This window comes from Pseudomonas sp. P7759 (assembly GCF_013386445.1).
Taxonomy (GTDB): Bacteria; Pseudomonadota; Gammaproteobacteria; order Pseudomonadales; family Pseudomonadaceae; genus Aquipseudomonas; species Aquipseudomonas azotoformans_A.
Genome location: NZ_JACART010000031.1, coordinates 42027 through 55299 on the forward strand (window position 1 = coordinate 42027; position 13273 = coordinate 55299).

The 13273-nt window shown below is 61.8% G+C and carries 11 protein-coding genes and 2 tRNA genes; all 13 read right to left on the bottom strand.

Going from position 1 to position 13273, the window contains the following annotated elements:
• Positions 1-62: 62 nt before the first annotated feature.
• Positions 63-139 (bottom strand) — tRNA-Asp (locus HX823_RS22115).
• A gap of 55 nt (positions 140-194) precedes the next feature.
• Positions 195-270 (bottom strand) — tRNA-Val (locus HX823_RS22120).
• Between the two features lie 107 nt (positions 271-377).
• A complete protein-coding gene (locus HX823_RS22125; RefSeq protein ID WP_033901791.1) occupies positions 378-1142 on the bottom strand; it encodes an SDR family oxidoreductase in 765 nt (254 codons plus the stop codon).
• Positions 1143-1153: 11 nt separating this feature from the next.
• Positions 1154-2365 carry an O-succinylhomoserine sulfhydrylase gene (locus HX823_RS22130; protein WP_033901792.1) on the bottom strand — a complete coding sequence of 404 codons (1212 nt, stop codon included), beginning with the start codon at positions 2363-2365 and terminating at the stop codon, positions 1154-1156.
• Positions 2366-2430: 65 nt separating this feature from the next.
• Positions 2431-3936: an amidophosphoribosyltransferase gene (purF, locus tag HX823_RS22135; protein WP_177076693.1), complete on the bottom strand. Its 1506-nt coding sequence runs from the start codon at positions 3934-3936 to the stop codon at positions 2431-2433.
• A 41-nt stretch (positions 3937-3977) separates the two neighbouring features.
• A complete protein-coding gene (locus HX823_RS22140; RefSeq protein ID WP_003192538.1) occupies positions 3978-4535 on the bottom strand; it encodes a CvpA family protein in 558 nt (185 codons plus the stop codon).
• Between the two features lie 174 nt (positions 4536-4709).
• The gene (locus HX823_RS22145; RefSeq protein WP_177076695.1) at positions 4710-5369 is read right to left on the bottom strand and encodes an SPOR domain-containing protein; all 660 of its coding nucleotides are present in this window, start codon (positions 5367-5369) and stop codon (positions 4710-4712) included.
• Positions 5353-6660: a bifunctional tetrahydrofolate synthase/dihydrofolate synthase gene (gene folC, locus HX823_RS22150; RefSeq protein WP_177076697.1), complete on the bottom strand. Its 1308-nt coding sequence runs from the start codon at positions 6658-6660 to the stop codon at positions 5353-5355. Before folC ends, HX823_RS22145 begins: the two co-directional genes overlap by 17 nt.
• Positions 6657-7577: an acetyl-CoA carboxylase, carboxyltransferase subunit beta gene (accD, locus tag HX823_RS22155; protein ID WP_177076699.1), complete on the bottom strand. Its 921-nt coding sequence runs from the start codon at positions 7575-7577 to the stop codon at positions 6657-6659. The genes folC and accD overlap by 4 nt, the downstream gene beginning before the upstream one ends.
• A gap of 244 nt (positions 7578-7821) precedes the next feature.
• Positions 7822-8442, bottom strand: a complete 621-nt coding sequence (locus HX823_RS22160; RefSeq protein WP_177076701.1) for a phosphoribosylanthranilate isomerase — start codon at positions 8440-8442, stop codon at positions 7822-7824.
• Positions 8443-8506: 64 nt separating this feature from the next.
• Positions 8507-9331, bottom strand: a complete 825-nt coding sequence (gene truA, locus HX823_RS22165) for a tRNA pseudouridine(38-40) synthase TruA (RefSeq protein WP_177076726.1) — start codon at positions 9329-9331, stop codon at positions 8507-8509.
• Positions 9332-9472: 141 nt separating this feature from the next.
• A complete protein-coding gene (locus HX823_RS22170) occupies positions 9473-12040 on the bottom strand; it encodes a FimV family protein (protein ID WP_177076703.1) in 2568 nt (855 codons plus the stop codon).
• 162 nt (positions 12041-12202) lie between these two features.
• On the bottom strand, positions 12203-13213 hold the full coding sequence (locus tag HX823_RS22175) for an aspartate-semialdehyde dehydrogenase (RefSeq protein WP_177076705.1): 1011 nt from the start codon (positions 13211-13213) through the stop codon (positions 12203-12205).
• Positions 13214-13273 lie beyond the last annotated feature (60 nt).

Below are 13273 nucleotides of genomic sequence, written 5' to 3' on the forward strand. Positions count from 1 at the left end.
ACATCTGATCGATCAGCCTAGGCTGTTCAATCTCAAGCCCGACGAATCAGACCTGGAAAATATGGCGCAGCGGACGGGACTCGAACCCGCGACCCCCGGCGTGACAGGCCGGTATTCTAACCGACTGAACTACCGCTGCGCGTCGGTGCAACCTTTAACGTTGCGTCTTGCCCTGGGGCAAAACTCTCAAGAAGTGGTGGGTGATGACGGGATCGAACCGCCGACCCTCTGCTTGTAAGGCAGATGCTCTCCCAGCTGAGCTAATCACCCTTTGCTTCGTTGAGGCCGCGAAATTTACGCAGGTATCGGACCTAAGTCAATAGCCTGCTTGAAGTTTTTCTGAAAAAGACAAAAATGCTTCAAGACGGCTACCCGCCCTACTCGCTGTAAATCATCTTCTTGCTCATGCCACCGTCCACGACAAACTCTTGTCCGGTAACAAACCCCGCCTGACGGGACAGCAGCCACGCGACCATCGCCGCCACGTCTTCTACAGTGCCTACCCTGCCCGCCGGATGTTGCGCATGATCAGCATCACTCAACGGCTCGGCGCGACGCGCCGCCGGATCACGCGCATCGATCCAGCCAGGGCTGACTGCATTGACCCGCACTTCCGGGCCCAAGCTCATTGCCAGGGCGTGCGTAAGGGCCAGCAGGCCACCCTTGCTCGCCGCGTACGCTTCGGTGTCCGGCTCAGACTGGCGAGCCCGGGTCGATGCCAGGTTGACGATGGCCCCGCCATGGGCGCGCAGGTAAGGCGCACAATGCTTGGCCAGCAACATCGGCCCACTGAGATTCACCGCAAGCACTCGATTCCAGTACGCCAGGTCGAGGCTTTCCAGGGTGATATTGCGCGGATCAGCCACCGCCGCATTGCACACCAACGCATCCAGGCGCCCAAACTGCCCCAATACCTCGGCAACACCTTGGGCCACCTGCTTCTCGTCGGCCACGTCCATGCTGATAAACCAGGCGTTATCACCCAGCACCTTGGACACCTTGGAGCCACGCTCACGGTCCAGGTCGGTCAACACCACCTGCCAGCCTTCGCTGATCAGCCACGCAGCAATCCCAAGGCCAATGCCCCGCGCCGCGCCCGTCACCAGCGCGACGCGCCCGTTACTGGCTGCCGCAGCCTCCATGGACCACTCGATCACAAGGCCGCCAGCCCGCGAGCCAGATCAGCTTGCAAGTCAGCAACATCTTCCAGGCCGACCGCAATGCGGATCAGGCTGTCACGGATACCAGCCGCTTCACGCTCCTGCGGTGCCAGACGACCATGGGAAGTGGTACTCGGATGAGTAATGGTGGTCTTGCTGTCACCCAGGTTGGCAGTGATGGAGATCAGACGGGTCGCATCGATAAAGCGCCAGGCGCCCTCTTTGCCGCCCTTCACCTCAAAGCTCACCACCGCCCCGAAACCACGCTGCTGGCGCTGGGCCAATTCATGTTGCGGGTGGCTCTTGAGACCGGCGTAATGCACCTTTTCGATACCGTCCTGCTGCTCCAGCCACTCAGCCAAAGCCTGGGCGTTGGCGCAGTGGGCCTTCATCCGCAGGTTGAGGGTCTCGAGGCCCTTGAGGAAGATCCACGCATTGAACGGGCTCAAGGTCGGGCCGGCCGTACGCAGGAAGCCGACGACTTCTTTCATCTGCTCGCTACGGCCTGCAACCACACCGCCCATGCAACGGCCCTGGCCGTCGATGAACTTGGTCGCCGAATGCACGACAATGTCCGCCCCCAGCTTCAACGGCTGTTGCAGCGCCGGGGTGCAGAAGCAGTTGTCTACGACCAGCATCGCGCCCTTGGCATGCGCCACTTCGGACAACGCAGCGATATCCACCAGCTCGGCCAATGGATTGGACGGCGACTCGACGAACAGCAACTTGGTGTTGGCCTTGATCGCCGCATCCCAACCGGAAAGATCCGCCAGGGGCACGTAGTCCACTTCGATACCGAAGCGCTTGAAGTACTTCTCGAACAGGCTGATGGTCGAACCGAACACACTGCGCGACACCAGTACATGGTCGCCGGCACTGCACAGGCTCATCACCACCGCCAGGATCGCCGCCATGCCAGTGGCCGTGGCCACCGCCTGCTCAGCGCCTTCCAGTGCCGCGAGACGCTCTTCGAACGCGCGCACGGTCGGGTTGGTATAACGCGAATACACGTTGCCCGGCACTTCGCCAGCAAAGCGCGCAGCAGCATCGGCCGCCGTGCGGAACACATAGCTGGAAGTGAAGAACATCGGGTCACCGTGCTCAGCTTCCGGGGTGCGGTGCTGGCCGGCGCGCACAGCCAGGGTATCGAAAGCTACGCCATCGAGGTCGCTGTCCAACCGACCGGCATCCCATTCCTGACTCATGCTGCGACTCCTTACTCAATTCTTTATTTAAGATACAAAACCGGCCCCTCAGGGCCGGTTGTCACTCAGTTGTTGTACAGGTCGATGATCGCGCTGACCGCCTGGGTCTTGATCTTCGACGAGTCGTTACGCGCCTGCTCGATCTTGTTCAGGTAGGCCTCGTCGACATCACCGGTCACATACTTGCCGTCAAACACGGCGCAGTCGAACTGGTCGATCTTGATTTTGCCACCACCAACCGCCTCGATCAGGTCCGGCAGGTCCTGGTAGATCAGCCAATCAGCGCCGATCAGGTAGGCCACGTCCTGGGTCGAGCGGTTGTGAGCGATCAGCTCATGGGCGCTCGGCATGTCGATGCCGTAGACGTTCGGGTAACGCACGGCAGGCGCTGCGGAACAGAAGTACACGTTCTTCGCACCGGCTTCGCGGGCCATCTGGATGATCTGCTTGCAGGTAGTGCCGCGCACGATGGAGTCATCCACCAGCATCACGTTCTTGCCGCGGAACTCCAGTTCGATGGCGTTGAGCTTCTGGCGCACCGACTTCTTGCGTGCAGCCTGGCCCGGCATGATGAAGGTACGGCCGATGTAGCGGTTCTTCACGAAGCCTTCGCGGAACTTGACGCCCAAGTGGTTGGCCAGCTCAAGCGCAGCGGTGCGGCTGGTGTCCGGAATCGGGATCACCACGTCGATGTCGTGCTCAGGACGCTCGCGCAGGATCTTCTCGGCCAGCTTCTCGCCCATGCGCAGACGCGCCTTGTACACCGAGACACCGTCGATGATCGAATCCGGACGCGCCAGGTAGACGTGCTCGAAGATGCACGGGGTGAGTTTCGGCGCCACGGCGCACTGGCGGGTGTGCAGTTTGCCGTCTTCGGTGATGTACACCGCTTCGCCTGGCGCAAGGTCGCGGATCAGGGTGAAGCCCAGCACGTCCAGGGACACACTTTCGGACGCGATCATGTACTCGACGCCTTCGTCGGTGTGACGCTGGCCGAACACGATCGGACGGATGCCATGCGGGTCACGGAAGCCGACGATGCCATAACCGGTGACCATGGCCACCACGGCGTAGCCACCGACGCAACGGTTGTGCACGTCAGTGACGGCAGCGAACACGTCCTCTTCGGTCGGCTGCAGCTTGCCGCGCTGGGCCAGCTCGTGGGCAAACACGTTGAGCAGCACTTCCGAGTCGGAGCTGGTGTTGACGTGGCGCAGGTCAGATTCGTAAATCTCCTTGGCCAGCTGTTCAACGTTGGTCAGGTTACCGTTATGCGCCAAGGTGATGCCGTAAGGCGAGTTGACGTAAAACGGTTGAGCTTCGGCCGAGGTCGAGCTACCGGCGGTCGGGTAACGCACATGGCCAATGCCCATGTGCCCGACCAGGCGCTGCATGTGACGCTGATGGAACACGTCACGCACCAGGCCATTGTCCTTGCGCAGGAATAACCGGCCGTCGTGGCTGGTCACAATACCGGCAGCGTCCTGGCCGCGGTGCTGGAGGACGGTTAGCGCGTCATACAGCGCCTGATTGACGTTCGACTTACCGACGATACCGACGATGCCACACATGCGACGCAACCCCTACTTAATGAATCTTGACTGAACACAGCTTACTGAGGCGTTTTGGCCGGTAAGAGGTGTTCCTTGAACGGAAGATCAGCGGGTACGCTGATTCCGCTGGCCAGCCACTGACTGCTCCACCCCAAAATGAGGTTCTTGGACCAATCTGCAACCAATAGAAATTTTGGCACGAGTACCGACTCCTGCCACCACGAATCCTGCTGTACCGGCCCCAGGCTCAACAGCCCGACCGCCACGACCACCAGCAACGCGCCACGCGCGGCGCCAAAGGCCATGCCGAGGAATCGATCGGTCCCGGAGAGGCCGGTGACACGTATCAACTCGCCGATAAGATAATTGACCATTGCTCCCACCAGCAGCGTGGCGATGAACATGATGGCGCAGCCCGCGATGACGCGAGCCGAAGGTGTCTCGATGTATCCGGCCAGGTAGACCGACAATGAACCGCCGAACATCCAGGCTACGACTCCTGCGATGATCCATGTCAGCAACGACAGTGCTTCTTTTACGAAGCCGCGGCTTAGACTGATCAAAGCGGAGATGGCGACGATTGCGACGATCGCCCAATCAACCCAGGTAAATGGCACAGTTCAGCCTACGGACAGATGAGGCGGCGCATTTTAGCAGAGCGTCGGGCTATCGGTAAGCTGTGATTGTCAGTGCCTTGCAAATCAGTAGTTTGGGGCGAGCGAATCCGATCTCAACCCCACCATAAAACGAATGTGGGAGCTGGCTTGCATTCCAACCAGAGACTAGCGGTATTAGTCGCGCTCAGGCTGAAAACGGGTCACAAACCCCTTGAGGTTCTGCTGGCGGTCCAGCAGATCTCGCAGGCGATCCGCCTCGGCACGCTCGATCAGCGGCCCGATAAACACACGGTTCTTGCCATCGGCGCTGCGGATATAGGCGTTATAGCCTTGGCTGCGCAGCTTCTTCTGCAAAGCATCAGCGCCTTCGCGATTACCCAGGCTGGCGACTTGAATCGACCAACTGATCGGCAGGCCATTCGGATCAATACGGCTCTGCCCCACATCCGGCTTGCCCGGTGCAGCCGGTTGCGGCGCTACCGGCTTCGGTGCGGGCGCAGGCGTGGCAGGCTTGGCCGCTACGGCCGGCGCAGGCGCTGGCTTGACCACTGGCACGCTCGGCTGAACCGGCATCGATGGAGCTTGCTGGGCAGCCACCTCCGCATCGGTAGGCACCGGCTCTTCTTCCGGCAAGGCCTGGGGCTCAGGCACCACCACCGGTTCAACCTGTACTTGCGGTACCGCCGGCGCCTGTGGCGCAGCCGGGGCTTCGACGACCACTTGGCGCTCTTCGTCCTGACGCGAGAACAGCATCGGCAGGAAAATCACCGCCAACGCCACCAACACCAGGGCTCCGACCATTCGCTGCTTGTATGCGCTATCCAGTAATGCCATGTGCAGCTTCCTCCGTGGAGCGCCGGGCCAACCACTCGAGCGCCTCGGCAACACAATAAAATGACCCGAACAACAGAATCTCATCATCGGGGGTGGCAACGGCGCACTGCGCTTCAAGGGCAGCGGTCACGCTTGCATACGACGCCACCGGCGCACCAAGGTTCTGCAAGGCCACTTCCAGCTCGGCGGCAGGTCGGCTGCGCGAGGTATCCAGGGGCGCTACGGCCCACGCCTGGACATTGCGCAGCAAGGGCGCAACCACACCGTCCAGGTCCTTATCGGCTAACAAGCCAAAGACTGCAAGGCGACGACCGACCGGCGGCGTGCGCGACAGGCGTTGCGCAAGGTACTCGGCCGCATGGGGGTTATGCCCCACGTCCAGCAACAGGTTCAGGCGTTTGCCTTGCCATTGGAACTCGCGACGATCCAATCGCCCGACTACACGTGTCGCCAGCAAGGTGGCGGCAATCTGCTCAGCATTCCACGGCAGATCCAGCAGCAGATAGGCCTGCAGTGCGAGCGCGGCGTTTTCCATTGGCAGGTTCAGCAGCGGCAGGTCGCGCAGCTCTACAGCCTGGCCACGGGTATCACGCCCGTGCCATTGCCAGTGCTGCGCATCGATTTCCAGATTGAAGTCGCGACCGCGCAGGAAAAACGGGCAATCCAGCTCGCGCACCTTGTCGAGCAAGGTATGCGGCGGATCCAGGTCACCGCACAGTGCAGGCTTGCCCAGGCGGAAGATCCCGGCTTTTTCATAGGCCACGGATTCGCGGGTATTGCCCAGGTAGTCGGCGTGGTCCACGCCAATGCTGGTGACCAACGCCAGGTCGGCATCCACCACGTTGACCGTGTCCAGGCGCCCGCCCAGGCCGACTTCCAGCACCACAACATCCAATTGCGCACGCTCGAACAGCCAGAACGCCGCCAAGGTGCCCATCTCGAAGTAAGTCAGGGAAGTCTCGCCCCGGCCGGCATCGAGCGCGGCGAAGGCTTCGCAGAGTTGCTCATCGGTGGCTTCGACACCATTGAGCTGCACCCGCTCGTTGTAACGCAGCAGGTGCGGGGAATTGTAGACGCCGACTTTCAGCCCTTGGGCCTGCAGCAGCGCCGCGACAAAGGCACAGGTAGAGCCTTTGCCGTTGGTGCCGGTCACCGTGATCACACGCGGTGCCGGCCGGCCCAACCCGAGGCGGGCCGCTACCTGTTGCGAGCGCTCCAGGCCCATGTCGATGGCGGACGGATGCAACTGCTCAAGGTAGGCGAGCCATTCGCCCAGGGTACGTTGGGTCATAGGTTTGCAGGCACCGGCGGCACGACGATCGGCTCAACTTTAGGCGCGACGTACACAGGGGTCGGCAGGCCCATCATTTGTGCCAGCAGGTTACCCAGGCGTGGACGCAGTTCACCGCGCGGGATGATCAGGTCAATCGCACCGTGCTCCAGCAGGAACTCGCTGCGCTGGAAACCTTCCGGCAGTTTTTCACGTACGGTTTGCTCAATCACACGCGGGCCAGCAAAGCCGATCAGCGCCTTTGGCTCGCCGACGATCACGTCACCCAGCATCGCCAGGCTGGCGGAAACGCCGCCGTAGACCGGGTCGGTCAGCACGGAGATGAACGGGATGCCTTCTTCGCGCAGACGCGCCAGTACCGCAGAGGTCTTGGCCATTTGCATCAAGGAGATCAGGGCTTCCTGCATGCGCGCACCACCGGAGGCGGCGAAGCAGATCATCGGACAACGGTTTTCCAGGGCGTAGTTGGCGGCGCGAACGAAGCGCTCACCAACGATGGCACCCATGGAACCACCCATGAAGGAGAACTCGAACGCCGACACCACGACAGGCATGCCCAGCAGTTTGCCGCTGACGGAAATCAGCGCGTCCTTCTCGCCGGTCTGCTTCTGCGCGCCGACCAGACGGTCCTTGTACTTCTTGCTGTCGCGGAACTTGAGGCGGTCAACCGGCTCCAGGTCGGCACCCAGCTCGTTACGACCTTCGGTGTCCAGGAAAATGTCGATGCGGGCGCGGGCGCCGATACGCATGTGGTGGTTGCACTTGGGGCAAACGTCCAGGGTCTTTTCCAGCTCCGGGCGGTACAACACCGCGTCGCAGGATGGGCACTTGTGCCACAGACCTTCAGGAACCGAGCTTTTCTTCACCTCGGAACGCATGATCGAAGGGATCAGTTTGTCTACTAACCAGTTGCTCATGCTTTCTTTCTCCAGTACCGGTGGCTTGAACACAGCCCCGCGTATGCCCTTGAGCTAAATTCATATGTGGCGATGACACATGCTGGACGGGGTCAGACGTTCGACCGGCCTTTTCCCGCATGTATCCTCAGCCTTCCAGACAACCTGCCAGCGCAGGGTTGCCATTTCGTTTCCAGGCCACCCTCAGGCGGCACTGTGCTGTTTTACACAGTGGTAGTTATGGACGGCGGCAGACTGCCAGCCGTCACATCCCGCGCACAGCTTGCATAAATGCGCGAATCTTGTCGTGATCCTTGATGCCCTTGCCCTGCTCCACGCCGCCGCTGACATCCACGGCATAAGGCCGCACCTGCTCTATCGCCGCCCCGACATTGCCGGGGTTGAGCCCGCCGGCCAGGATGATCGGCTTGCTCAAGCCAGCAGGGATCAGCGACCAATCGAACGCTTCACCGGTGCCGCCGGGCACGCCTTCGACATAGGTGTCGAGCAGAATCCCGCGAGCGCCACCATAGGCCGCACACGCTGCCGCGATGTCATCCCCGGCCTTCACGCGCAACGCCTTGATATACGGACGCTGGTAGCTTTCACATTCTTCCGGCGTTTCGTCGCCGTGGAACTGCAGCATATCCAGCGGTACGGCATCCAGGGTTTCGTTGAGTTCGCAGCGACTGGCGTTGACGAACAACCCCACGGTGGTCACGAACGGCGGCAAGGCGGCGATGATCGCCCGCGCCTGCAAAACGTTCACCGCCCGCGGGCTCTTGGCATAGAACACGAAACCGATGGCGTCCGCGCCCGCCTCGACTGCCGCCAGCGCGTCTTCTATGCGGGTAATCCCGCAAATCTTGCTGCGAACGGCTGACATGTCGTGGAAACCCCAGGGATTGGACCGAGAAAGTCCCGGATGGTAACAAAAGCTTTTCCGGGCGTCAGCCGCCAAGTTCGCTGAAACCTGTGAGGAAGTGTGGCCCGATGAAACGTTCCGGCAATTGGAACTCGTCGCGGTACTCCACATCCACCAGGTACAGGCCGAACGGATGCGCCGTGACCCCACCCGTACGGCGGACGCGGCTTTCCAGCACTTCCTTGGCCCACTCCACCGGACGCTCGCCGGTACCGATGGTCATCAGCACCCCGGCAATGTTTCGAACCATATGGTGCAGGAACGCACCGGCGCGAATATCCAGCACGATCATCTTGCCGTGACGGGTCACCCGCAAATGATGGACTTCCTTGATCGGCGACTTGGCCTGGCACTGGCCGGCACGGAAGGCGCTGAAATCGTGCACACCCACCAGATGCTGCGCGGCCTCGGCCATGCGCTCGGCGTCGAGCGGGCGATGGTTCCAGGTGATTTCTTCGTTGAGGTGCGCCGGACGGATCTGGTCGTTGTAGATCACATAGCGATAACGCCGGGCGATGGCCTTGAAGCGCGCATGAAAATGCGCCGGCATGACCTTGGCCCAACTGACGCTGACGTCATGGGGCAGATTGATATTAGCGCCCATCACCCAGGCCTTCATGGACCGTTCAGCCTGGGTGTCGAAGTGCACCACCTGACCACAGGCATGCACGCCCGCATCGGTACGCCCGGCGCACATCAGCGACACCGGCGAATCGGCGACTTTCGACAGCGCCTTCTCCAGGGTTTCCTGCACCGTCAGTACACCAGACGCCTGACGCTGCCAGCCGCGATAGCGCGAGCCTTTGTATTCCACGCCCAGGGCGATGCGGTAAAAGCCTGCGGCCGCCATTTCGGCGGCCGCGTTATCTATATTTGCCAAGAACTGAGAGCCTGATGAGTTGCGCAAAGGCGGCCATTATGCCGATTTGTGCGGGTGCCCACAAAAGCAAAACGGCGACCCGAAGGTCGCCGCTGCATTGAAGTATGGCGGTCAGGCCAACCGGCCGAGCATTTCCTTGGCCTCGCCGCGCTGAGTTTCGTCGCCTTCGGTCAGCACTTCGCTGAGAATGTCCCGCGCACCGTCCGCATCGCCCATGTCGATATACGCCTGGGCCAGGTCGAGTTTGGTGGCCACTTCATCTGTGCCGGAGAGGAAGTCGAATTCCGGCTCATCGTCGCCCTTCGCCGCATCTTCTGCGGTGAAGGAAGGCTCGATGGACGGATGTTCCAGGCTCTGGGACAAACGATCCAGCTCGGCGTTGACATCGTCCAACTCGGATGCAAAGGCGTCAGGCTTGGCGGCAGCTTCCGGCTCATCGGCCAGGGACAGGTCGAAGTCTTCCGGCAGGTCAAAGTCATCCAGGGCCGCCGGGGTCAGGGTCGGCGGCTCGACAGCCGGCACATCCTTCATCTGCTCTTCCAGGCCGGAGCGGAAGTCGTCATCCGATTGCGCCGACGCCGGCGCATCCAGTTGCAGGTCCAAGTCGAAGTCCGACAGGTCGTCCGGCGCAGCCTGAGCTTTGGTTTCCTGTTGCAGCAGCGATTCGAAGGTCTGCTGATCCTCCTTGACCACGGCTGGGGAGGCTTCTTCCAGTTCATCCAGGCTCAGGTCAAAATCGGTGTCGAAGGCTTCGGGTTCCGCAGGGGCCTGGGCCGGGGCCGGCTTGTCTTCCAGCAGATCCTTGACGTACTGAGCGTCCAAGGCAGCCGCGGCCACCGCAGCACTGACGCCCGCCGCCAGCACGGCCATGGCCGGGAAGCGACTCTTGAGCTGCTCGACCTGGGCATGGTTTTCACCATTGGCCACCAGTTGGCGCTCCTGGGTCACGAAACCGTCTTTGTCGTTTTGCAGGCCGTAGACTTCCATCAGCTTCAAACGCAGGTCGCTGCGCTTGGGCTCCTGCTTGATGGCCTGCTCCAGCACGTCGGCGGCCTGGTTCAGGTGGCCACGGTCAACAAGGGATTGGGCTTGGGCCAGTGCATCGGTGGAGTTCACCGGCGCAACGGCAACCGCCAATGGCGCCAGTACGGAGGCGACGGTCGGCACGGCGACTGCCGGCTCAACCACTGGGGCTGGCGCTGGCGCAGCGGCCAGCTTGACGGTTGGCGACGGCACTTCCAGGCCTTCGAAGCTGTCTGGCGGCAGGTCCTGATCGATGTTCGAGGTGAACACCGGCTCTTCAGCCAGGGCGCGCGCCATGCGCAGGTGTTTTTCTTCTTCGCGACGGGCGTTGCGATGGCGTATCCCCAGCAGCAGGAGCAAAAACGCCAGCAACGCTGCTGCACCGCCGATCACCCAGAGAATAATAGGGTTTGTCAGCAGGTCGTTGAATTTGCCCTCGCTGGCGGCAGGCGTTGCATCCGCCTTGACCGGTTCAGGTGCTGGCGCGGCGGGCGCAGGTGTCGCAGCGGCGGCATCAGGAGCGGCCGGAGCGGCCGCCGGCTCGCCTGCCAACTGCGCAGGCATTGCCGCTGTGGCCGGCGTTGCTGGGGCGCCCTTCTCAGCCTGCAAACGCGCAAGCTGATCGTTTTTCAGTTGAATCAGTTTCTGCAACTTGTCCAACTGGCTCTGCAGGTCGGCCGCGCGGCTTTTGAGTTCTTCGTTGTCGCGACGGGTGGTGTCCAGTTGCTCCTGGGTCATCGCCAGTTTGTCGCTCAACCCCGCACTATCGCCCGCCTTGCCCTTGGCGCCCTTCTTGGCCGCTTCGGCGGAAACCAGGCTCAGGTTGTCCTTGGCGTTAGTGCTCGCCGGGGCATTGCCGGCCTGGGTGCGTTTGGTGGCATCCAGTTGCTGCTTGCCCGCTGCCGGATTGGTGGCAGCGCGTCGGCCCTGGCGCCAGGCGGCATTCTGCGCGCTGACTTCGGCGATCGCCTGGGGTTGCGGCAGCGCAGTGCTTTGTACGGGATCGGGCAAGCGCAGGACCTGGCCGGTCTTCAAACGGTTGATGTTGCCGTCGATAAAGGCGTCAGGATTCAGCGCCTGGATCGCCAGCATGGTCTGCTGTACCGAACCGCCATTGCGGTTCTTCGCGGCAATTTCCCACAAGGTGTCGCGGGAGGTGGTGGTGTGCTGTGCCGGTTTGCTTGCAGCTGGCGCGCTGCTGGCCGGCGCCGCCAGACGCGGGGCTGGCGCAGCGGTCGTCGGTGCCGGCTGGTCGAACTTGGCCGGGTCGAGCAACACGCTGTAGTCGCGCATCAACCGGCCATTGGGCCATTGCACCTGCAACAGGAAGCGTACGTAGGAATCGGGCAACGGCTTGCTGGAGGTGACACGCACCACGCTGCGGCCGTTGGGATTGACCACCGGGGTAAACGTCAGGTCATCGAGGAACGCCTGGCGATCAACGCCCGCATCCACAAAGGCTTGGGAGGACGCCAGGCTCGGCGTGATCTCGGAAGCGGTGAGGCCACCCACATCGAGCAATTCGATTTCCACCGCCAATGGCTGGTTCAACTTCGACTTGAGGGTCATCTCCCCCAGCTGCAGCGCCTGCGCCATACCGGAGGACAGCGCCGAGGCGGCCGCTATTGCTAACACCAGTTTGCGAACTTGAACCATAGCCTCATCCTTTGTTTGAACACTCCCCGGCCTGCGAGAAGGTTGGTAACCGCTGCCATAAGGCATGGCGAGCCGATAGGTCACCGACGCGCAACTTTTCCTGCCTGGGGCCAAGCATAGCGCCTGGCTAGAATCAATCTACAAATTGCCGCCAAGTATCTTTTACGCAAGGCCTTTTATCAACAACTGCGCCAGCTGCACGGCGTTCAGTGCGGCGCCTTTGCGTACGTTATCTGACGTCAGCCACAGATTTAGTTCCGCCGGGTCATCCACACCTGCACGAACCCGTCCTACATAGACCACATCCTGGCCGACCGCGTCGCCCACCGCCGTTGGGTAATCCCCCTCTTCAACCCGCTCTATACCTGGCGCTGCGTCGAGGATGCGGTTCACAGCAGCGAGGTGGACCGGCGCACCGAGTTGCAGAGACACTGTCAGGCTATCGCCAAAAAACACCGGGGCTTGAACGCAGGTTGCGGAAATCTTTAGAAATGGAGTTTCCAACACTGCACGCAATTCGTGTATCAGCCTTTTCTCCAGGTCGGTATGGCCTTGGTCGTCCGGCTTGCCGACTTGTGCCAATAGATTGAAGGCAACCTGCCGATCAAACAGTTTCGGCTCCAGCGGGCGCATGTTCAGCAGCTCGGCGGTTTGCCGGGCCAATTCGCTGACGGCTTCACGCCCCTGGGACGACATCGCCAGGTTGGCGGTGACGCTCACACGTTGGATATCCAACAGGCTGCGCAGTGGCGCGAGGACTACGGCCAGGTGGGTGGCCGACGGGCTTGGACTGCCGAGCCGGAAGGGTTTTTCCAGGCCATCGAGCACATGGGCATTGGCTTCCGGCACCACCCGCGGCGCCTGTTCGGCCGACAACGCGCCCGACAAGTCAATCACCGAGCAACCCGCCGCCGTGGCGCGCGGGGCGAAACTCAGGGTGACCGCCGGACCCGCCGCAAAGAACGCCAGTTGCACCTTATTGAAGTCGAATTCATCGACCTCCTTGACCCGCACGTTCTTGCCACGAAACGGCACCGATGCGCCGGCGGAATTGCTGCCCGCCAGCAAATACAGGGTGCCCACCGGGAAGTTCAACTCTTCGAGGATCTGCACCAGGGTCTCGCCAACGGTGCCGGTAGCGCCGATCACGGCAATTTCAAAGGTCTGGGTCATGGGGGCTGCCTCGGGCATTGCGGGGGGAGCGGCACTTTACCGGGTGGCTGGGGGTGAGGC

Coding starts and splice junctions, on each gene's coding strand:
- HX823_RS22125 (WP_033901791.1), bottom strand. CDS start 1,142: ATGGAGGCTGCGGCAGCCAGTAACGGGCGCGTCGCGCTGGTGACGGGC.
- HX823_RS22130 (WP_033901792.1), bottom strand. CDS start 2,365: ATGAGTCAGGAATGGGATGCCGGTCGGTTGGACAGCGACCTCGATGGC.
- purF (WP_177076693.1), bottom strand. CDS start 3,936: ATGTGTGGCATCGTCGGTATCGTCGGTAAGTCGAACGTCAATCAGGCG.
- HX823_RS22145 (WP_177076695.1), bottom strand. CDS start 5,369: ATGGCATTACTGGATAGCGCATACAAGCAGCGAATGGTCGGAGCCCTG.
- folC (WP_177076697.1), bottom strand. CDS start 6,660: ATGACCCAACGTACCCTGGGCGAATGGCTCGCCTACCTTGAGCAGTTG.
- accD (WP_177076699.1), bottom strand. CDS start 7,577: ATGAGCAACTGGTTAGTAGACAAACTGATCCCTTCGATCATGCGTTCC.
- HX823_RS22160 (WP_177076701.1), bottom strand. CDS start 8,442: ATGTCAGCCGTTCGCAGCAAGATTTGCGGGATTACCCGCATAGAAGAC.
- truA (WP_177076726.1), bottom strand. CDS start 9,331: ATGGCGGCCGCAGGCTTTTACCGCATCGCCCTGGGCGTGGAATACAAA.
- HX823_RS22170 (WP_177076703.1), bottom strand. CDS start 12,040: ATGGTTCAAGTTCGCAAACTGGTGTTAGCAATAGCGGCCGCCTCGGCG.
- HX823_RS22175 (WP_177076705.1), bottom strand. CDS start 13,213: ATGACCCAGACCTTTGAAATTGCCGTGATCGGCGCTACCGGCACCGTT.